This window comes from Nocardia sp. NPDC004340 (genome assembly GCF_053602575.1).
In genome coordinates, this window is sequence record NZ_JBSGDW010000001.1 from 1,511,607 (window position 1) to 1,531,751 (window position 20,145).

At 71.0% G+C, this 20,145-nt stretch carries 11 protein-coding genes; 4 read left to right on the plus strand and 7 right to left on the minus strand.

Annotation, left to right across the window (positions count from 1 at the left end; translation table 11 throughout):
* Window positions 1-13: 13 nt before the first annotated feature.
* Window positions 14-3,199 carry a heterodisulfide reductase-related iron-sulfur binding cluster gene (locus tag ACWEOI_RS06690; protein WP_452359118.1) on the minus strand — a complete coding sequence of 1,062 codons (3,186 nt, stop codon included), beginning with the start codon at window positions 3,197-3,199 and terminating at the stop codon, window positions 14-16.
* Window positions 3,200-3,574: 375 nt separating this feature from the next.
* On the opposite strand from ACWEOI_RS06690, the gene ACWEOI_RS06695 reads away from it, so the two are divergent.
* Complete coding sequence (locus tag ACWEOI_RS06695) at window positions 3,575-4,300, plus strand: hypothetical protein (RefSeq protein ID WP_433669181.1); 726 nt, start codon at window positions 3,575-3,577, stop codon at window positions 4,298-4,300.
* 78 nt (window positions 4,301-4,378) lie between these two features.
* Here the strand turns inward: ACWEOI_RS06695 and ACWEOI_RS06700 are convergent, their stop codons facing one another.
* The 6 genes from ACWEOI_RS06700 to ACWEOI_RS06725 form a co-directional block, all read right to left on the minus strand.
* Window positions 4,379-5,206, minus strand: a complete 828-nt coding sequence (locus tag ACWEOI_RS06700) for an NRDE family protein (RefSeq protein WP_433669179.1) — start codon at window positions 5,204-5,206, stop codon at window positions 4,379-4,381.
* Between the two features lie 163 nt (window positions 5,207-5,369).
* Window positions 5,370-6,713: a trypsin-like serine protease gene (locus ACWEOI_RS06705; RefSeq protein ID WP_433669177.1), complete on the minus strand. Its 1,344-nt coding sequence runs from the start codon at window positions 6,711-6,713 to the stop codon at window positions 5,370-5,372.
* 186 nt (window positions 6,714-6,899) lie between these two features.
* Complete coding sequence (locus tag ACWEOI_RS06710) at window positions 6,900-8,249, minus strand: S1 family peptidase (RefSeq protein ID WP_433669175.1); 1,350 nt, start codon at window positions 8,247-8,249, stop codon at window positions 6,900-6,902.
* A 119-nt stretch (window positions 8,250-8,368) separates the two neighbouring features.
* On the minus strand, window positions 8,369-9,511 hold the full coding sequence (locus tag ACWEOI_RS06715; protein ID WP_452359119.1) for a hypothetical protein: 1,143 nt from the start codon (window positions 9,509-9,511) through the stop codon (window positions 8,369-8,371).
* 43 nt (window positions 9,512-9,554) lie between these two features.
* Complete coding sequence (locus tag ACWEOI_RS06720) at window positions 9,555-12,398, minus strand: LuxR C-terminal-related transcriptional regulator (protein ID WP_452359120.1); 2,844 nt, start codon at window positions 12,396-12,398, stop codon at window positions 9,555-9,557.
* A gap of 76 nt (window positions 12,399-12,474) precedes the next feature.
* A complete protein-coding gene (locus tag ACWEOI_RS06725) occupies window positions 12,475-14,292 on the minus strand; it encodes an Hsp70 family protein (RefSeq protein WP_433669169.1) in 1,818 nt (605 codons plus the stop codon).
* Between the two features lie 314 nt (window positions 14,293-14,606).
* Between ACWEOI_RS06725 and ACWEOI_RS06730 the strand changes: the two genes are divergently transcribed.
* From ACWEOI_RS06730 to ACWEOI_RS06740, 3 genes are all read left to right on the plus strand, one after another.
* Window positions 14,607-16,319, plus strand: a complete 1,713-nt coding sequence (locus ACWEOI_RS06730) for an IniB N-terminal domain-containing protein (RefSeq protein WP_452359121.1) — start codon at window positions 14,607-14,609, stop codon at window positions 16,317-16,319.
* A 107-nt stretch (window positions 16,320-16,426) separates the two neighbouring features.
* Window positions 16,427-18,274: a dynamin family protein gene (locus ACWEOI_RS06735; protein ID WP_452359205.1), complete on the plus strand. Its 1,848-nt coding sequence runs from the start codon at window positions 16,427-16,429 to the stop codon at window positions 18,272-18,274.
* 263 nt (window positions 18,275-18,537) lie between these two features.
* Window positions 18,538-20,136: a dynamin family protein gene (locus ACWEOI_RS06740; RefSeq protein WP_433669165.1), complete on the plus strand. Its 1,599-nt coding sequence runs from the start codon at window positions 18,538-18,540 to the stop codon at window positions 20,134-20,136.
* Window positions 20,137-20,145: the final 9 nt, after the last annotated feature.

Here is a 20,145-nt window from a genome sequence, read left to right on the forward strand (position 1 = left end):
TTCGGGCCGGAGCCTAGTTCTTCCGGCCCGGAGCCTTCATGCCCGACTTGAAGCCGAGACCACCCGGCTTCGCGGCGGGCGGGGTCGCGCCATTGCCATCCGAAGTGCCGTTGGCTTCCGAAGTGCCGTTGGCCTCCGCGACGCCATTGCTCTCCGACACGGCCGGCTCGGCCGGGGCGGCGGGCTCGGCCGCGGGAGCCGAATCGGCCGGAGCCGCAGGCGCTTCCGGCGCCGGGGCGGCAGCCGGAGCGGCGGCGCCCGGAGCCTTCGGGCCGGGGCGCTTCAGACCCGACTTCATGGCCAGACCCTTGGGCGCGATGGACGGTTTGGCCTCCGCGGCCGGGGCAGCGGCCTCGGTCGCGGGAGCCTCGGCGGCCGGAGCCGGAGCGGCGGCCGCGGGCGCCTCGGCGGGAGCGGCCTCGGCGGCGGGCTTGGCGCCCGGAGCCTTGGCGGCGCCCTTCATCTGCAGACCCTTGCCGCCGGGAGCCTTCAGGCCACCCTTCATGGCGAGCCCGCCCGGCTTCGCGGCCGGAGCCTCCGGAGCGGCGGCGGCCTCGGCCGGAGCGGCTTCGGCGGGAGCCGCAGCGGCGGAAGCGGTTTCGGCCTTCGCGCCGGGCGCCTTGGCTGCGCCCTTCATGGCCAGACCCTTGCCACCGGGGGCCTTCAGGCCGCCCTTCATGGCGAGACCCTTGGCCGGAGCGGGGGCGGCGGTCTCCTCGGCCGCCGGAGCGGCCTCGGCGGCCGGAGCCTCGGTCTTCGCGCCCGGAGCCTTGAGCCCGCCCTTCATGGCCAGGCCCTTACCGCCGCCCGGCGGCTTCAGGCCACCCTTCATACCCAGTCCGCCACCGGCCGGAGCGGCCTTCGGGGCGGCCTCGGCGGGGGCTGCGGCGACCGCGGCCTCGGCCTTGACCGGCTCCGGAGCGGGCTCCGGCTCGGGCTCGGGCTTGGGCTGCTGGACGACCTTCAGGTTCTCGGTCAGGGTCGCGGCGTCCACGCGGTTGATGGACTGCAGCATGAGCTGCGCGACATCGACGACCTCGACACCCTGGCCGACCTCGCCGCCGTCCTTGCGGGCGGTGACGCCGTCGGTCAGCATGACGCGGCAGAACGGGCAGCCGGTGGCGATCATGGACGGCTCGTTGCCGCCCTTCAGGGTGTCCAGCGCCTCGTCAACCCGGTCGATATTGATGCGCTTGCCGAGCTGCTCTTCCATCCACATGCGCGCGCCACCGGCGCCACAGCACATGGAACGTTCGGCGTGACGCGGCATTTCGACCAGGGTCGAGCCCGAGGCCTCCATCAGCTCACGCGGCGCGTTGTAGATCTTGTTGTGCCGGCCCAGGTAGCAGGGGTCGTGGTAGGTCACGTTCTGCGCGACCGGCGACACCGGCACCAGCTGCTTGCCGCGGACGAGGCGGTTCAGCAGCTGGGTGTGGTGCACGACCTCATAGGTGCCGCCCACCTGCGGGTACTCGTTGTTGAGCGCGTTGAAGCAGTGCGCACAGGTGACGACGATCTTCTTCTTGGCCTGCTCGACACCCTCGAACACCGAGTTCAGCAGTTCGATGTTCTGCATGGCCAGCTGCTGGAACAGGAACTCGTTGCCCGCGCGGCGAGCCGAGTCACCAGTGCAGGTCTCCTCCTGGCCGAGCACCATGAACTTGGTGCCCGCGGTGGCCAGCAGCTCGGCGACGGCCTTGGTGGTCTTCTTGGCGCGGTCCTCGTAGGCGCCGGCGCAACCGACCCAGAACAGGTACTCGTAGCCGTCGAAGCTGTCGGCGTCCTTACCGAAGACCGGAACCTCGAAGTCGACCTCGGAGATCCAGTTCAGGCGGTCCTTGGAGTTCTGACCCCAGGGGTTGCCCTTGTTCTCCAGGTTCTTGAACAGACCGGCCAGCTCGGAGGGGAACTCCGACTCGATCAGCACCTGGTAGCGGCGCATGTCGATGATGTGGTCGACGTGCTCGATGTCCACCGGGCACTGCTCGACGCAGGCGCCACAGGTGGTGCAGGACCACAGCACCTCGGGATCGATGATGCCGTTGACGTCCTCGCCGCCGACCAGCGGACGCTCCGCCTCGGCGCGGGCCGCCTCCGAGATCTGCGCCAGCGCGCGCTCGTTCGGCTTGCCCTCGGCGTCGACCAGACCGATCTCGTCGCCGCCCATGTCCTTGCGGCCACCGGCCAGCAGGTACGGGGCCTTGGCGTAACCGTGGTCGCGCAGCGACATGATCAGCAGCTTCGGCGAGAGCGGCTTGCCCGTGTTCCAGGCCGGGCACTGCGACTGGCAGCGGCCACACTCGGTACAGGTGGTGACGTCGAGGATGTCCTTCCAGGAGAAGTCCTCGAACTTGCCGACGCCGAAGGTGTCGTTGTCCGGATCGGCGGTCTCCATCTCGATCGCCTTGCCGTTGGACATCATCGGCTTGGCCGCGCCGAGGGCGACGTCGCCGTCGGCCTCACGCTTGAAGTAGATGTTCGGGAACGCGGCGAAGCGGTGCCAGGCGACACCCCAGGTGACATTTCGGCCGACCAGCAGCAGGAACAGCGCGCCGGAGCAGAGCTTGATGAACGCGAAGATCGACACCATGGCGATCGACTCGGGCAGCAGCTTGGCGACCTGCTCGGTGAAGAAGTCGCTCCAGGTGTGGGACTCGTGGTAGGTCGCGATCTTGCCGGCCTTCACGAAGACCATGCCCAGACCCTCGACGAGGACGATGGACTCGATCACATAGGCGGGCGCGAACTTCGACCCGCTGAAGCGCGACAGCCGCGCCGGAACGCGCGGGTGGTTCAGCTGGCGGATCACGATCAGCACGATGATGCCGATCACGGTTCCGATGCCGAGGAATTCGTCCACCAGGTGGTAGATGCCCCAGGAACCGATGATGGGCCAATGGAATTCGGGGTCGAAGGTCTGACCGTAGGCCTCGAACCACAGGATGAACCCGGCGAGGAATCCGATCATGACCAGCCAGTGCGCCCAGCCGACCGTGCGGAACTTGTTCATGCGCGTGTGCGCGAGGAACTCCACGAACATGGTCTTGAAGCGTGGGAAGAACGGCCGCCAGCGATCGGGCGCGGACTGCCCGACCATGACGGTGCGCACGATATTTCGTACGCCTCCGATGAACGATGCCCAACAGAAGACTGTGAACACCGCCCCAATCGTGCCCAGTGTCACTGTCAGGGCATTCATGTCGCGACCTCTCTTACGGTTCTACGAGCGTTTCGCGAGGCAGCCTGGTACGCCTCGAGTTGCTCGTATCCTAATGGACAGTAAGTTACCCGCCGGTAACTTAGTTGTCCAGGGTTTCCCACACCGTAAATCCCGGCAAATCGCGCCCTTAACCAAGGGCAGGCTTACTTCCAAACATGGTGGCGTGCAGAAAGAAACCGATCTCGCAAATCGTAATGTGATCGACTAGGCTCACGCTGTCCAACAGCTGTGCGCGTCTTCACATGCTCGGGGAGGACTCGTCCTAGCGCGTAGAGGCATGGCCCGAGGGAAGCCGGGCCTCGCGTGGCGAAGAGCGCACAGCGGATACCTGATGACGGAATGGAAACCAACCCAATGAAGCTTCGCAGTACCACTGCGGCTGCTGCCCTGGTCATCGGCGCAATGACCATCGGGATGACGACCGCCCACGCCGACAACGCTCCCGCACAGCCTGCTGGAATCAACTACTCCACCAAGCTGGTCGACGGCAAGACGATCGTGTCCACCCTGAAGAACGGCACCTTCGAACTCGCGCAGCAGGACGGCGCGACGCCCGAGGATCCGAAGCAGACCGTGGTCAACGTCAAGGACCAGCAGGGCGCGGTCGTGATCTCGTTCCCGCTGTCCTACACCGCGGCGGGCACCCAGATCCCGGTCAAGTCCGAGATCAAGGAAGACGGCAAGGTGCTCGAGGTCGTTCCGGAGAAGCCGGCCGACTTCAACCCCGGCACCCAGGTGCTGGCCGCCGCGCCGGTCGCCTCCGCCAAGCCGATCGCCTCCTCTGACGAGAACCAGAAGGCGATGAGCTACTTCTCCACCCAGTTCAGCCTCGCGCTGGGCATCGGCAGCTTCGTGGGCACCGCCCTCGGAGCGATCATCGGCTGCGTTGTGACCATCGTCGCCGGCTGCGTGCCGGGTCTGGTCGCGGGCGCCGGCATCGGCGGCATCCTCGGCACCATCGCCGCGGGTGGCCCGACCCTGGTCGCGGCCGGTATCGACCTGCTGAACACCATGCAGGCGCCGGACGGCACCACCAAGTGGGCTCCCGCCGCTCAGCAGCAGCAGGTCACCCCGAACTAGTGACGTCGCCGGGGCATTGCCCCGGCAGGTTCGAACACCAGGCCCGCCTCGCTCGTCGGAGGCGGGCCTGGTGTTTTTTCAGGCGGGGAGGTCCATCCGGCCCTCGAACACCACGGTGTCGCGGCGGCGGCCGAACCGGGCGAAGGTGCGCTCGGTCATCACGTAGCGGCCGTCCTCGCGCACCAGAAGGACTGTGCTGCATCGGGTTCCGTGCACCGGATGGTTGACGAAACGCGCGGAGGCCGAGCGTTCCGTCAGCCGGTCGAGGCCCGTGCGGGGCAGTTCGGCGGCGGGGGCCGCGGTGCGGTCGGCCAGCACCCCGAGATAGCCCGCGACATCGCCCGGCGGCACCGCGGCCAGCGCGCGCACGCCATTGCGGACCTTCGGCCACACGGGGGCGTCGGTGTCGGTGACGACCGTGCCGTCCGGTGTCAGCGAACCGACCAGTGCGTTGTTGGAGACGCCGTGGAAACCGGGCGGCAGTTCCCGGGGGACGCCCTCGCTCCGATTGCTGTGCCACCACAGCGTTTCCAGATCCGAGACCAGCAGATTGAAACCGTTGTAGTCGTCGGGGGCGGCGGCGATGCCGCGCGCGAACTTCTCCGGAACCGCGTCACCGCGCAGGAAATCCATCAGCAGTGCGCCGCGGGACCGGACGTCGGTGCGGAATTCGCCGGGTAGTCGCACATTGGTGATCGTGGCGAAGCGGTGCCGGTCGGGCAGCACGCCCAGCCAGGTGCCGGGCACCGGGCCGGTCGCACCCTGATCCCGGCCCGCGAGCAGGCCCGGCACCTCGTCCCAGCGGCGCAGCGATTCCGTTGGGCGGGTGAAGAATTCGTCCCGATTGGCGGCCAGGATCAACCGGTAGTCCGGATGGGCCCGCCAGCCGAGCAACGCCAAACACATGACTCCAGGATGCCCGAACCGGCCGGGCCGCGACCACGCCCGATCACTCCCGTCCCACTGCTTGCCCACCGCCCCACCGCTGCCCCTCGGCGGGCCCCGAGTACCCAGGAAAGCGAAAAGGCCGGTAGCGGTTGAGCTACCGGCCTTTCCGAGGATGCTGTGCCTAGCTGGTGCGCACCCGCAGACCCGGGTTGTCGGAGAGCACCGTGCTGATCGGCTGCGCGAACAGCTGCGGGGTGTTGCCGGTGATCAGACCGATCAGGTTCGGGATCTCGCAGATCGGGTAGTCGGCGACCGAGGAGGCGCTGGAGATGCCCAGGGCCAGGGTGCCGGTCACCAGCGGGCCGCCCGAATCACCGGGCAGGGCGCAGATATTCGACGAGAACGACTGGGTCAGCAGGCGGTCGCCGACCTGGACGCTCTGGTCGACGGCGTTCACCACGCCGCAGCTGAAGCCGGCACGCGCGCCCGACTTGCAGACCGGGGCGCCCACCACCGGGACGGCCACACCGGTGACGGTGATCGGAGCCGCGTTCGGGACGCTCACCAGCGGGTTGGAGAAGCTGTCCCGGAACTGGTCGTTGATGCCGACGATCGAGTAGTCCTGGTTGCCCAGCACCGACTTCTGGAACGAGCCCATCTGCGGGCCGAGGCTCTCGCCGACCAGCTGGTACACGCCGGGGGAGTTGGCGCCGCCGGTGGCGGGGATGTTCGGGTTGCAGTGGCCCGCGGTGATGTTCACGACATTGCCGTTGCCGTCCACGCCGTTGAAGCCCAGCGAGCAGCGCAGCGACATGCGGCCGGCCACCGAGGCGAAGGCGTCACCGGCGGCCATGGCGCGCGGGCCGGCTCCGGCGATCTCCGCGGCCTTCGGGACGTCCTGGCCCTCGCCGCCGACCGGCGGGGCGGCCATGACGATGACGCGCGCCGGGTCCACGAAACCGGGCAGCGGGAGGCCGGCCTTGTCCACGCGGACCGCGATGCTGTTGTTCAGGGTGTCGACGGCCACGCCACGGATCGACTTGGACACCGACTCCGGCTGGTCCTTGAGCCACTGCTGGAAGGCGTTCTTCTCGCCGCGCAGGGTGGTCTCGCTCTTGGAGACGTCCTTGGCGATGAAACCGGCGTCCTGCACGGCCTTGCGGGCCTGCTCGTGCGCGTCGCCGGGGGCGAGCGCCACGATCGCCTTGCCGGTCTCGTCCAGCCAGGCGCCACCGAAGACATCCGGGAACTGGCGCTGCGCGGTGGTGGCGAAGGTGGCCACCTTCTGCGCGACGTCGGCGCGGTTCAGGTAGTCCTGCGGGGAGATCTTCAGGTCGCGGGTGATCGCGTTGATCAGCTCGGCCGGCAGATTCGGGGTCGCGGGGGTCTCGGGCTCCGCGTGCGCGCTCGCCGCCAAGGGTCCGGCGACGAGAATCGCGGTGGCCGCGATCGCCGCAGTTCGGACAAGGGACCGCGGGCGTCGGCCCGCGGCAGGCATGGAGGCGCGCATACGTGGCAGGAGCATGGCCCCGACTATATGGTGTCCGGCCCGTTATGCCTACTTATTGCCAGATGACGTTTCGGTATTCGCCGAGCAAACGGCAGGCATGGGAGATTGACCCTCCAATGCGAGGGATGTCCGATTTTCGCGGCCCGTCGCACCGGGCCGCGAATCCGTCACTCGGCGGGAATCACGCACGAAGTGAATCACTCACGTGTGCGAGCGAGTCCGCACCTGAATTCCACTGCCGATGCCGCCGCCCGAATTGGCGTCGATTTCGTTCAGAATCGGGCGCAGCGGGATGCCCAGCGACGCGGTGCCGCCGTACTGCGCGAGCTGCGTGTTGGCCTCGTTGCAGTTCGGTGCGTCCGCCGCGTTGGAACCGCTGGTGATGCCCAGCGCCAGGGTGCCGGTGACGATGGCGCCGCCGCTGTCACCGCCCAGGGTGCAGGCGCTGGAGGCGAAGCCGCGGATCGTCTTCGAATTGCCCTCGGTGGTGTAGAGCTGGGTCTCGACCCGGTCCGCCACCACGAAACCACAGGTGAACGTGGACGACTGGCCCGACTTGCAGACCGGCGCGCCCGTGATCGGGTCGGCCACACCGGTAATGGTGAGGGTGGTGCCGTTGGCGCCGCGCACCGACGGCTGATCCATGCCCGCCTTCACCGCGTCGTCATTGAGCTTGATGACCGAATAGTCCAGTGCGCTGCTGCCGCCCAGGTTCGAGGTGACGAAAGTCCCGACCTTCGGACTGGACAACAGGTTTTTGACATTCGGCAGGTACACCTCGGCGCCGGTGCCCTTGTCCACATTCGGATTGCAATGCCCCGCGCTGATGTTCAGCGCATTGCCCGCGGAATCGACGCTGTTGAATCCGAACGAGCACACATCCACCCCGTGCAGCGAGGTGTCGAGCGGAGTCGGCGCGGTGATGTAGGTGTCGCCGCCCATCGGCCGCCGCTCCACCGGGCCGCCGGAGTTCGGCGACAGGATCACCTTGATATTGGCGATCAGCGTGGGCAGGTTCAGCAAATGGCCGCCGGGGGTGTTGGCGACGCTGAGCACCAACTGGCTGTTGAGGAAGTCGATGGCCACCGAATTGATCGCGCCCGAGATCTCCCGCGGCAGCGTGGTGATCCACTGGTTCAGCTGATCGACCGAATTCTCCAGGCCGTCCGCGCTGATCGGGGCCAGCCGGGTCTGGTACCCGGCGGCCGCGGCGACCTTGGCGGCGTCGAGGGAAGTGACGGCCAGCACCGGCTTGCCGTCGGTCCCGATCCAGGCGCCCGCGAAATCGTCGGGGCGCTGAGTGCGGAATTCGCTGGCGTAGTCCCGCAACTGCTGGGCCTTGGCCGCGCGGTCCAGGTATTCGGCCGGAGTCATTTTCAGATCGCGCTGGATAGCGGTCACCAGTTCGGCCGGAAGGCTCTCGGCGGCAAGCTGATCCGGGGAGACCGGGTCGGCCGTGGCGCTGCTCAGAAGGGGCCCGAGAAGAACGGTCGAGGCAACGGCGACGGTGGCTGCTCGGACCGTGGCGCGGCGCGCCATGAACTTGCGCATGGAGTCCCTTCGTAGTGCACCAGCAGACCGGCTTCGGCGGGGAAAGGTTCCGGGTTACCTTCCGGAAGGTCGGTCAGCGCACCACTTTAGGGCACAAACCTCGGATGGTCGCTACGAAATCAACGCTGACTCTGTCCCCACGGGTCCTGCAGCACCGGAGCCGGCGGCAGACCGAATGTCGGTACCGGCGGGTTCTGATAAATCGGCGGATACGGGCGGGTGGTGGTGGTCGGCACCGTGGTCGCCGGAACCGGCGGCAGGGTGGTCGTCGGCTCCGGTGTGGTGGTCGGCGGCGGCGTCGTGGTCGGCGCCTCGGTGGTGACCGGGGCGTCGGCCGGATCGACCGGCGCGGCCGCGGTCGGATGCAGCGAACCGGTGGGCGGTAACAGCGGCGGGGCCACCCCCGCGGTGGCGTCCGGTTCGTTGCGGACCTCGCCGCGCGGCGGGCCCGGGGTGGAGTCGTCCTGGCGCAACACCGCCGCCACTCCGACGCCACCGAGCAGCAAACCGATCAGCGCGGCCGCCCCGGCGATGATGTACGGGCCCCGGGAGGCGCGCGGCGCGTGCGTGACCGCGGCCGCCGGAATCGATCGGGTGACCACCGGCTCGGCGGCGGTGGCGGCCGGAACCGCCGCGACCGCGGCCGAATAGGCCTGCGCCAGCGGCTCGGACGACTTCAGCGCGGGCAGCACATCGGTGACGTCGGCGGCGTTCACGGCGGACGCGGTGGCATCGGGCGGGGTCAGCCCGGCCGGAGTGGACAGCACCGCCGCCAGGGCCGCACGGGCCGCGTTGTAGGCGAGGGTCTTGCCGGTCTCCGCGTCCGCCTGCGGTAGGTCGCGCTCACTGACCAGCACCACCGACTTCAGGCCCAGGTAGTCCAGGGCCTCGCGCAGCGAGCGCACGTGCGGGTCGGTCCAGCCGGTCGGGTGCGCGAGATAGAACTCGGCGGGCCCGTTGAGGTGTTCGGCGGCCTGACTGATCAGGCAGAACACAGCGGTGGCCATCAAGTCCTCGGCCCGGTACGCCTCACCGTCGTCCACCGCCAGCCCGGCCGGATCGCCGACCGTGCCGACGAAGCCGCGAATGGAGTGCGAATAGCCCTCCGGCGCGTCCCCGCCCAGCACGGCGTCCCCGTCGTCGGACATGTGCAGCACCGATTCACGCACGGTGTAATGCACCGGGAGCGTGGCGTCGTCGCCGGTCACCACGGCTACGACGGATTCGTCGTCCGCGATCCGCAGGCCCACGCCAGTGGCCATCCTCGTTACCTCATTCGGTGCGTCCGGTCTCTCCGCGCCCGGATCAGACCAGGAGTGAACCGTGACCCATGGCGCGGAGCATTGACAATAACTCCGAACGCGACCCCGCACCGATTCGACGTCTCATCCGGGCCACGTGATGTTCCACGGTTTTGGCCGAGATGTAGAGCCGGGCCCCGATCTCCCGGTACGTCAAACCCAGGAGCACCAGTTCGGCCACCTCGCGTTCGCGTTCGCTCAGCACGGTATCGGTGACCGGTTCCGGGCGTGCCTGCGGGGCCGCGGCCTCGGGCACCCGGACCGGGGATTCCGGCGGCCGGGACTGCGCGCGCACCGTGCGGGCCAGCTTCAGCAGGGCGGTCGCGGTGGCGGCGTCGCTCGCCGCCAGCGCGGCCTCACTGGCCAGCCGGGCCGCGTCCCAGCGCAGGCCGAGCCCGGCCAGTCGCGCCACCGCGCCCTCGACCCGATCCCGCACCACCTGTCCGCGCAGCACCAGCACCCAGGTGCGGCCCGCGTCGGCCAGCACGGCGGCCTGCGGATCGCCCGCCGAGGCGGCCGTCTTCAGCCGATGGGCGTGCGGCAGCAGGGCTTCCGGGCTCTCCTGGGCGATAGCGGCCTGAATCGCGTACCAGTGGAAGGCATTCGACCAGACCGGCGGTTCGCCGAGGCGGCGCAGCAGTTCGTCGGCGCCGGTCACCAGGGCCGTCATCCGGGCCTCGTCGCGCAAACGGATTCCGGCCAGCCACAGTTCGCCGATGGGCAGCAGCGCCAGCAGGTCCGCCCCGACCTCGTCGAACAGCGGGTAGGCCTGCTGCCAGGCCAGGGCCAGTGCGGCATGGTCGCCGCTGCGGCGCGCCAGACCGACGATCACGCCGTGCGCGAGCAGACGATCACGCGGATCCAGTTCCGCCACCGGCACTTCCGACATCAGGGCGGCGGCCGACTGCTCGTCGCCGCCCAGCATGGCCACCCAGGCCCCGAGCACCAGGCTCTGCGGCGTGGGGGCCGCGCCGCGCAGGGCATCGGCGGCGCGTCGGGGGTCGCCCATACTCAGGCACAGCAGCACCGCGATCGACACCGCCGAGCACGGCAGGAACCGATCGCCGCCGTCATCGGCCGGGGCCGGACCGGAGTGCGCCGCGTGGATCAGCGCCGACGCCGCCGAGACGGCCGCGCCGCGGCGAGCCTGCGCCGGATTGGCGAAACGCTGCCCGGCGAGGGTCGCCGGGGGAACGGCTCGCATCTCCGCGGTGAAACCGGTCGGGGCCGTGACGGTGCCGAAGCTGTTCGGCTGGCCCGCAGCGGATCTCACCGGCACGCCGGGGTTCGCGGGCGGAGTCCGGTCGCCGGTGGCGGGCCGGACCACGCCGCCGGGTGCGGCGACACGGGCGGTCGGGGTGTTGAAGGCGCCGGATGCCGCTGGGCGTTCGGCACCGGACTGTCCGTTGCCGTAAGTCCGTGCGGGAGTGTTCTGTTCGTTGCCATTGCGACCGCCGAAGGTTCCGGAGGCGCCGTTGTGCGTCGCACCCGGGCGCTGTGCCGCGGGCGTTCCGGTGGCTCCGATCGAATCGGACAGGGCGTGCGCGATCGACGCCGCCCGCGAGGTGGCCTCGGTGGGCGGCCACTGCCCGGCATTGACCGAGAGCGCCTGCGCGCCACGAACATCGCCGGACAGGCACAGCACGGTCGCCGCGACCGCCCAGTCCGCGCCCACCCGGGCGGGACCGAGCCAGGTGTAGAGCTGCGCCGCCCGGTCGGCCAGACCGCGCCGGGTCCAGACGCCCGCGCAGATGCGGACCGCGACCGCGAGATCGGCGAGCGGAATCGACGGATTCGCCAGGCTGGGTTCGGCCAGGCGCAGGGCGGTGTCGCCGTCCCCACTGCGCGCGGCCGCGTCGGCCCAGCGCACCGCCAGCCCTTCCGGATCCGCGCCGGCGGCGGCCGCGGACGCGTAGTAGCGCACCGCCTCGTCGCCCGCGCGTTCGGCCGCGGCGCACAGGAATCCGGCCAGCCGCTCGTCCCGGACGCCCGATTCGGCGAGCAGCAGCGCGGTGTGGTCGCGCAGCAGTCCGGCGTCCAGGCGGGCGTGCAGCAGGCGGCGGGCGACGGTCAGGAAGCGGCGGTCGCCGACCAGGGTGCGCAGCGGCGCGACCGCGGGGGTCAGCAGCAGGTCGGCATCGGTGACCAGGGCGCTGCCCCGGGCCCGGTCCACCAGACTCTGGGCGTCGGCGGGGGAGAGGTCGAGGACCTCGGTCAGTTCGCCGGTGTCCAGGCCCGCGCCGATGGCGGCCACCACCAGGGCGTCGAGCAGGTCCGGATCGGAGTCGTCGAGCCGGGTCCGGGCCCACGCGGTCACCGCTTGATCGACGGCCGCCACGCCCGCGTCCAGGCGGGTCGCGCAGGCCGCGGTCAGGGCGGCCACCACGCCGCCGTGGATCCCGCCGGTCTGGCGATGGATGTGCTGGGCCAGGCCGCGCGGCACCATCATGCCCAATTCCCGTGCGAACGGGGCGATCTCGGTCGCGCCCAGGGCGCGCAGATCGATCACGCGGCCGCGGCGGGCCACCAGATCGGTGAGCCCGCGCAGCCGGGCGTCGTGCGGCCGCGAGCGCAGCGCGATGACGACCGGGAACTCCCCGGATTCGGCTGCGGCGCAGAGCAGATCGAACTCGGCCGCGCCGAGGGTGTGCGCGTCGTCGACGATCAGGGCGGTCCGGGGACGGCCGGTCTCCGCGCCGCCGGGACGCGGGGCCTGCGCCGGATGGTCGGTGAGCGTGACGCCGCGGGCGCGCAGCCGCGCCCGGATCGCGCCCAGCAGGGTGGACTTACCGGTGCCGGAACGGCCGCGGATGAGGTACAGCACCGCACCGGAATCGCCGGAATCCAAGTCCCGGAATATCTCTCGCGCGCCCGGAAGTGAATCGAGCGCGACTGGGGTAACGCCTGTCACGAGGAACCAACTCTCAGCCGTGGGTACCGGGAATATTCCCGAGTCCGTCGACGGCGTTGTTCAAGGCTCCCGTCGGGAGCTGGGGCGCCGGCACCTGCACGGGGGCGGGCACGGGAGGCTGCGGCAGCTGCATGGTCTGCACCGGCGGCTGCTGCTGCGCCGGGGCGGGCTGCGGCTGGGTCTGCGGCGCGGGTTGCGGCTGCGCCTGCTGGGTCTGCGGCGACTGCTCCGGCGCCGGATTCTGTTGCTGGGCAGGGGCGTCCGACTGGCCGCCCGGGGCCGGAGCGCCCACGGGGGCGCCGGCGGCCGGTGTGCCGGGCTGCGTGCCGCCCGGCTGGGTGGCGCCGGGCTGCTGCGGCGAGTTCACCGCGGCGATCGGACTGCCCGGCACGGCCGCGGCGGGCGTGCCGGAGGGGGTGACCCCGCCGTTCGGCGCGGCCTTGTCCAGGGCCACCGCGGAGGTCGAGGGGGTCGGCGTCCCCGCGGGATTCGCGGGGGTGGACCGATCGCCGGTGCCCATGGCCAGCGTGCCGGTCGCCACCGCGGCCACCGCGATGGCGGCCGCGCCGAATACGGCCAGCCGCTTCCAGTGCCGGAACCCGGTCGGGGGCTCCTCGACGGGCAGTTCGGGCAGCAGCGGAATACGCGGAGACGCGGCGGGTGCCGTCGTCTCCTCGGGTCCGGCGGTCGCCGGCCGGGCGGCGTCGGTGGGTTCGGGTGCGGAGCCGCCGCCGATGCGGCGGGGCACGCCCGCGGTGGTCCGGGGCGGAACCAGCGTGGTGCTGGCGTCGGCCTCGGCGTAGGTCGGGCCGCCGATCGCGATGGCCGGGTGGGCCTCGGTCTCGGTGATGTCGGCGAGCAGGTCGGCGGCCAGCAGGGCCGCGCCGTGCGCGCTCAGGTGGGCCGGATCGGCGGCGGCCGCGACCGGGACGCCGAACTCGGTGGACAGCACCTCGGTTACCAGCGGGATGCTCGCGCCGCCGCCGGTGAGCAGGAAGCCGTCCAGATCGGCGGCGCTCAGTCCCGCGCGCCGCAGCGCCTCGCGGACCAGGTCGGTCGAACCGAGGAGCGGACCCCGCAGCAGCTCCTCGATATCGTCGCGAACCAGTCGCACATCGGCGACGCCGAGCATGGGCAAACGCACCGGCACCATGGTGGCGGTATTTGTGGAGAGAGTTTCTTTCGCAATTTTGCAGCGTTCCCGGAGCGCCGCCAATTCTTGTTCCACTACAGGGTCGAAAGGATCGAAATCTTTTTCGCCGACCGCATACGCGAGGACATATCTCATCGTCAGCAGATCGAATTCCGAACCCGCCACCGCGGTGCTGCGGACCGGTTCGCCGAGCAGGCCCGACATGGCGCCCGTGCGGGCCACCGAGACCGTCAGTCCGGTGGCTCCGAGGTCGTACACCACCATCGCGCCGTCACGGTTGGAGCCGTGCACGTCCTGCAGCCAGCGCATGGCCGCGGTCGGTTCCGGGACCAGGGCGACCTCGCCCAGTCCGGCCTCGTCCAGCGCGGTCCGCTGCGTTTCCACGGTGTGCTGCGACCACCAGGCCGGGTAGCAGGCGACCGAGGCGCCCGCCGGGCCCATGTCCGTCAGCACGCGGCCGATGGCGGTCGCCACCAGGTCCGCGGCCCGGACGACGGAGCCGTCGCGGGTGCGGATGTCCACGGGATCCCCGACCCGGGACAGGAAACTCTCCGGAACCTCCGTCTCCGCGCCCAGTGTGCTGGGCCGGGTATGGAGCTTGTGTTGTCCCCCCGAAGTTGTCACGGCAACCGTGTTCGACGACCCGACCGTGATGCCGAGCGCCAGCCCCTGACTCATTCGAGTTCCCCTGTCATTACCGGACACGCGGTGGGTGTTGCGCGTGCCGCTCGAAAGCTCTTGGCCCGATATGTCTGAAAACCCTCTGTTAGGCCGGGCGGCCCACCGAGCCTGTCGGTTGCTGGGGGGCTCTCGTTACCGATTCCCCGGCAGGTTTGGGGAAATTCCCCTAATGTTCGCCGGACCCCCAAGGTGATCGATGGGGAAACCGGGGGACTTCACCCCTTACGCGTAACAACTCGTCTTCCTAACGTGAAAGTCAATTCGAGCAGTGCGGGTCAACGGGGCCCGCCCCACCAGGGAGACGATTCATCATGAGCCCCAACGCAATTCTCGAGTTCATCCTCAACCTGCTGCGCGACCACGAGGCCGCCGTCAGCTACTGCACCAATCCGGGCGCGGCGCTCGCCGCCGCCGGCCTGGACACCGTGACCCCGGAGGACATCGCGGCCGTGGCGCCGATGGTGGCGGAATCCGCGCTGGTTGCCGGAGGTTCGCAGCTGTCGAGCATCATCGCCGCGGGCGGGGCCGCCGGCCTCGGCGCCGGCACCGGTCTGGACGCCGGACTCGGCGCGGACGCGGGCCTCGGTGCGAACGCCGGCGTGGGCGCGGCCACCGGAGTCGGCGCGAACGTCGGCGCCGGTCTCGTCGACAACGCGGCCCTGAACCTCGGGGCCGCCACCCTCGCCGCCACCCAGGTCAACCTCGGCACCGAGGTCGGCACCGGCCTGGAGCTGGGCCTCGCCAACAGCGTCGGCGCGGCCGTGGACGCGGCCGCCGGACTCGGCGCGGGCCTGACCGCCGGACTCGGTGGTGCGCTCGGCGTGGCCGCCGACGTCGCCACCGGTGTCGAAGCCAATCTGGGCGGCGTCCTCGGCGCCCAGGCCGCCGCCGATCTGACCTCCGCCCTCACCGGCGGCCTGACCGCGGGCGCGGGCCTGGAAACCGGCCTGCAGGGCGCGCTGGACGCGGTCGCCCACGGTGGCGCGGACCTCACCACCGGCCTGACCGGCGCGATCACCACCGCCACCGACCTCCAGACCGGCCTCGGCGCGGGACTCTCCACCGCCATCAACGCCGCCACCACCGCGGGCGCGGGTCTGCAGACCGGTCTGAACGGCGCCCTCGACACCGGTGTCGGCCTGCAGACCGGCCTCAACGGCGCGGTGACCACCGGCGCCGCCCTCGGCACACAGGTCGGCGCCGGTCTGGAGACCGGCCTCTCCGGCACCGCCGACGCCCTCCTCGGCGCGGGCACCCAGATCGGCGCGGGCCTGGACACCGGACTCCAAGCGGGCGCGGACCTCGGCACGCAGCTGGGCGCGGGCCTGAACACCGGATTGCACACCGGTGCGGACCTCGGGACGCAGCTGGGCGCGGGCCTGGACACCGGGTTGCACACGGGTGCGCAGCTGGGCACGGGTCTCGATGCCGGACTGAACACCGCGGTCGGTGCCGGCACGCAGGTCGGCGCGGGGCTCGAGACCGGGCTCAATGGTGCGGCGAATGTGGGTACCGGGCTCGGTGCGCAGGTCGGAAGTGGTTTGGAGACGGGCATTTCCGGCGTGGGCGGTGCGGCGACCGGAATCGGCGCGGGCGTGCAGGGCGGGCTCGACACCGGCCTCCACGGCGCTGCCGGGGCCGGGACGCAGGTCGGGACGGGTCTGGATGCCGGGGTGCACTCGGCGATCGGTGCGGGTACGCAGGTCGGCACCGGGCTGACCGGGGTCGGGAACGCGGTGGCCGGGCTCGACACCGGGGTCACCGGGGCAACGCAGGTCGGCGGCGGGGCTCAGGTCGGGACGGGTCTGGATGCCGGGGTGCACGGCGGCAGCGCGGTGGACGCCGGGCTGCACGGCGCGGGCGCGAATCCCTGGGCCGGAGTGGATGTTTCGCAGGCCTTCGGCGGCGGGGTGCACACCACCGGTCCGGACGCGTCGCTGTTCGGTGACAGCGGGGCGCACACCGGGGTGGATCTCGGGGCGCACGCGGGCGGCGATATCGTCGGCGACATCCTGCACTCGTGACGCGAGAGGTCGCTCACCGCGGGTCAGCCGCGGTGAGCGACAGTCTCTCGACAGTGCATTCGGAACACGGACGGCTGGAGCGGGTCGGTGAGCAAGCTGTGACAGGCATGGTGGCGGCGAATCCGCTGCTGACGATGGTCTCGGAGACCATCGCGGTGGCGCGGGCCGCGGAACGCGGCGACCTGGTCGCCCGGCTGGAGACGGTCGCGGGCAAGGTGCGCGATCCGCGCCGCCGGATCCTGGTGGCGGGCTTGGGGAATCAGGGCAAGAGCCGGTTCGTCAACGCGCTGGTCAATCTGGATGTGTGCCCGGTCGCCGACGATATCGCCACCGCGGTCACCACCGTCCTGTCCTACGGTCCGCAACCGCGCGCGACGGTGGTCGCGGCGGGCGCGGACGGCGGCGAGAACACCCGGGAGGCGGTGCCGTTCGAGGCCGTCCCCGCACTCACCGCCCGCAGCCCTCGAGGTCGTGCCGTGCTCCGCCTCGAACTCGAGGCCCCGAGCCAACTGCTCGCCGACGGCATCGTGGTGGTCGACACGCCTGGACTGGGCGCGCACGGAACCACCGGCGCGGCGGGCGTTCTCGCGCAGGCTCCGGCCGCGGACGCGGTGCTGGTGCTCACCGACGCCTCCACCGAGCTGACCGATCCCGAGGTGGATTTCCTGCGGCAGGTGCGGGAGCTGTGCCCGGCCGTCGCGGTGCTGGTCACCAAGATCGACCTGTACCCGCACTGGCGGCAGGTGTTCGAGGCGAACCGGAAGCACCTGCGTGCCAATGAGATCGAGATGCCGATGCTGCCGGTCTCGGCGGTGCTGCGCTCCCACGCCATGCGCCTGCAGGACGAGGGGCTCGGCCGCGAGTCCGGCTTCGGCCTGGTCTTCCAGTTCCTGCGGGAGCAGGTGGTGGCGCGGGATCAGGCGGCCATGCAACGCGCGGTCGCCCTCGACATCTCCTCCGCCACCGAGCATCTCGCGCTGGCGCTGGGCAGCGAGCTGGTCGCGTTGCGGGACCCGGCGCGCGGTGCGGCCGCCATCCGGGAACTGCACGCCGCCAAGGCCGAGGCGGAGAAGCTGCACCGCCACACCGCGGCCTGGCAGCAGACGCTCGGCGACGGCATCACCGATCTGGCGGGCGATATCGACCACGATCTGCGCAACCGGCTGCGGGACATCTCCCGCACCGCCGAGGACTGGATCGACGACCACGATCCCGGTAAGCACTGGGACAGCATGGACGAATGGCTCACGGCCACCGTCGGTTCCGCGGTCGGCGACAACCTGGTGTGGACCGGCACCCGGGCGGTGAAACTGGCCGAGCAAGTCGCCACCCATTTCACCGATCTGGGCGCGGTGGATCTGCCCGAGGTCCGCGACACCCTCGACGACGACTCCCGCACCGGGTCCTGCACCCTCGCCGATCTGGAACCCGATCTGGGTTTGAGTCACAAGCTGCTGGTGGGTGTGCGCGGCTCGTACGGCGGGGTGATCATGGCGGGCATGGTCGGCACCATGGCGGGGATGGCGCTGATCAATCCGCTCTCGCTGGGCGCGGGAGTCCTGCTGGGCGGCAAGGCGTTCAGCGACGACAAGAAGGCCCGCCTGGCCAAGCGGCGCGCCGACGCCAAGATGGCGGTGCGCCGCTATCTCGACGACATCGCCTTCCACAGCGGCAAGGAGACCAAGGACCGCCTGCACCGCATCCACCGGTTGCTGCGCGATCATTTCACCGCCATCGCCGACCGCACCCTGCGCTCGATCGACGAGTCGCTGCGCGCCGCCCAGGAGGCCGCCAATGTGGAGGCCGCGCGGCGCACCGAACGGGCCGCCGAACTGGAACGCCGCCTGCACGTCGTGGGGGAACTCCGCCGCCACGCGGGCGCGCTCCTCGGCCCGGAGTCTCCCGGCGCACTGCGGCCGGGCAATCACCCCCAGCTCCCGCCCGCCGCGCGCTGAACGCCGCGCGCACCGAGCCGCAGGGGGGCTTGGTGCGTGTGGGGAGGCCGGTGCGGCACACCGAGGCCGGGTCGGGGGGATTCACTCCGAGCCGGGCAAGATCAGGGTGTGGCGGACGGAGTCGTGTCCCCGGGCGGCGCGGGCCGATGCCCGGGGCTGGGAATCGGCTGTGAGACCCGGCGGGGTCTGATAACGATTCCGCGTGTCCCGGCGAATGCCTTGCGGATGCGTGGAGGTGCGGTGTGCTTCGGAATCGGGAGCCTATGAGGGACGACGCGAGCGGTGTCGGATACGGGCTGGTACCGGAGACGCGCGGGCTGCTGGCCGCGGCCAGGCGGGCGCTCGGCGAGCAGCCGCGGGTGCGGGCTCAGCTGGACGAGTGCGCGCGGCGGTTGGACGAGCCGCTGCGGGTGGCCCTGGCGGGTCAGCTCAAGGCGGGCAAGTCGACCCTGTTGAACGCATTGGTCGGGCAGGACATCGCGCCCACCGACGCCACCGAGTGCACCCGTCTGGTCACCTGGTACCGCAATGGGACCGCGCCCCGGGTCACCGCCTACAGCGTGGACGGCGCCCGCGCCGATGTGGTGGTGCGCCGCGGCCGCGGGGCCGAGGGGCTGCCCGGTGCGCACGGTCTCACCTTCGATCTGTCGGCGCTGCGCTGGAATTCGCCCGCTCCGCGCGAGGTGGATCAGCTGGCGGTGGAGTGGCCGTCGGCGGAGCTGGCGCAGACCACCATCATCGACACCCCCGGCATCTCGTCGCTGTCGCGGGAGGTGTCGGCCCGCACGTCGCGGCTGCTGACCCCCGGCGGCCCGGGTCCGGCGCTGCCGCCCGCCGACGCCGTCCTGTATCTCCTGCGCCGCCTGGACGCCGCCGATGTCGATTTCCTGGAGCGGATCGGCGGCGGGCACAGCGGTAACAGTGGTGCGCCGCAGGGTTTCTCGGGGCCGCTGGGCGTGGTCGGTGTGGTGTCGCGGGCCGATGAGATCGGTGCGGGCCGCATCGACGCCCTGCATTCGGCGCGCGACGTGGCCTCCCGTTTCGCGACGGAACTGGAACGAACGGGGCTGTGCCAGTCGGTGATTCCGGTGGCGGGCCTGCTGGCCTTCGCGGCCGCCACCCTCCGGCAGCGGGAGTACGACGCCTTCGAGGCGCTGGCCGCCATCCCGGTCGATGACCTGACCACCGCCCTCCTCTCGGCCGATCGCTTCGCCCACCCCGATCTGCCCCTCCCGGTTCCGGCGGACCTCCGCGCCCACCTGGCCGCGCGGTTCGGCCTGTTCGGTATCCGCTTGGCCGTCACCCTGATCCGCCTGGGCGTCCGCGGCTCGCAGGCGCTGGCCGCCGAACTCTCCAGTCGCAGTGGACTCGACGAACTCCGTACCGTCCTGGATGTCCAATTCGCCCAGCGTGCAGACGAATTGAAGGCCCACTCGGCGCTGACCGCCCTGGCCCGCATTCTCGCGGCCAATCAGGGTTCGCCCGCCGACGCCCTCCTCCCGCGCGTCCGCACCCTGCTCGCCGACGTCCACGGCTTCGCCGAACTACGTCTGCTGTCGCATCTCCGCTCCGACGAACTCCCCTTGCCCCAGGAGGATCTCGCGGAACTCAGCCGCCTGATCGGCGGCACCGGCGTGGCCCCGACCCTCCGCCTGGGCCTGCCCGCCCACACCGATGTCCCCACCCAGCGCGAAGCGGCCTTGGCCGCGGTGCGGAAGTGGCGGAACCGAGCCCGCCACCCCTTGGCCGATCAGTTCACCGCCAACGCCTGCCTCACCGCCGCGCGCAGCGCCGAGGGACTGCTGGAAATCCTCCACGAGCCCCCGACGACGCCGTTCCCGGTCCTGCGCCCCGGCCGATAGCGTCCCCGG

Excerpts from the sequence above, each read along its gene's own strand:
- ACWEOI_RS06700 (WP_433669179.1), bottom strand. The coding sequence starts at position 5,206 with ATGTGTTTGGCGTTGCTCGGCTGGCGGGCCCATCCGGACTACCGGTTG.
- ACWEOI_RS06725 (WP_433669169.1), bottom strand. The coding sequence starts at position 14,292 with ATGAGTCAGGGGCTGGCGCTCGGCATCACGGTCGGGTCGTCGAACACG.
- ACWEOI_RS06715 (WP_452359119.1), bottom strand. The coding sequence starts at position 9,511 with ATGGCCACTGGCGTGGGCCTGCGGATCGCGGACGACGAATCCGTCGTA.
- ACWEOI_RS06730 (WP_452359121.1), top strand. The coding sequence starts at position 14,607 with ATGAGCCCCAACGCAATTCTCGAGTTCATCCTCAACCTGCTGCGCGAC.
- ACWEOI_RS06695 (WP_433669181.1), top strand. The coding sequence starts at position 3,575 with ATGAAGCTTCGCAGTACCACTGCGGCTGCTGCCCTGGTCATCGGCGCA.
- ACWEOI_RS06740 (WP_433669165.1), top strand. The coding sequence starts at position 18,538 with ATGAGGGACGACGCGAGCGGTGTCGGATACGGGCTGGTACCGGAGACG.
- ACWEOI_RS06690 (WP_452359118.1), bottom strand. The coding sequence starts at position 3,199 with ATGAATGCCCTGACAGTGACACTGGGCACGATTGGGGCGGTGTTCACA.
- ACWEOI_RS06735 (WP_452359205.1), top strand. The coding sequence starts at position 16,427 with ATGGTGGCGGCGAATCCGCTGCTGACGATGGTCTCGGAGACCATCGCG.
- ACWEOI_RS06705 (WP_433669177.1), bottom strand. The coding sequence starts at position 6,713 with ATGCTCCTGCCACGTATGCGCGCCTCCATGCCTGCCGCGGGCCGACGC.
- ACWEOI_RS06710 (WP_433669175.1), bottom strand. The coding sequence starts at position 8,249 with ATGCGCAAGTTCATGGCGCGCCGCGCCACGGTCCGAGCAGCCACCGTC.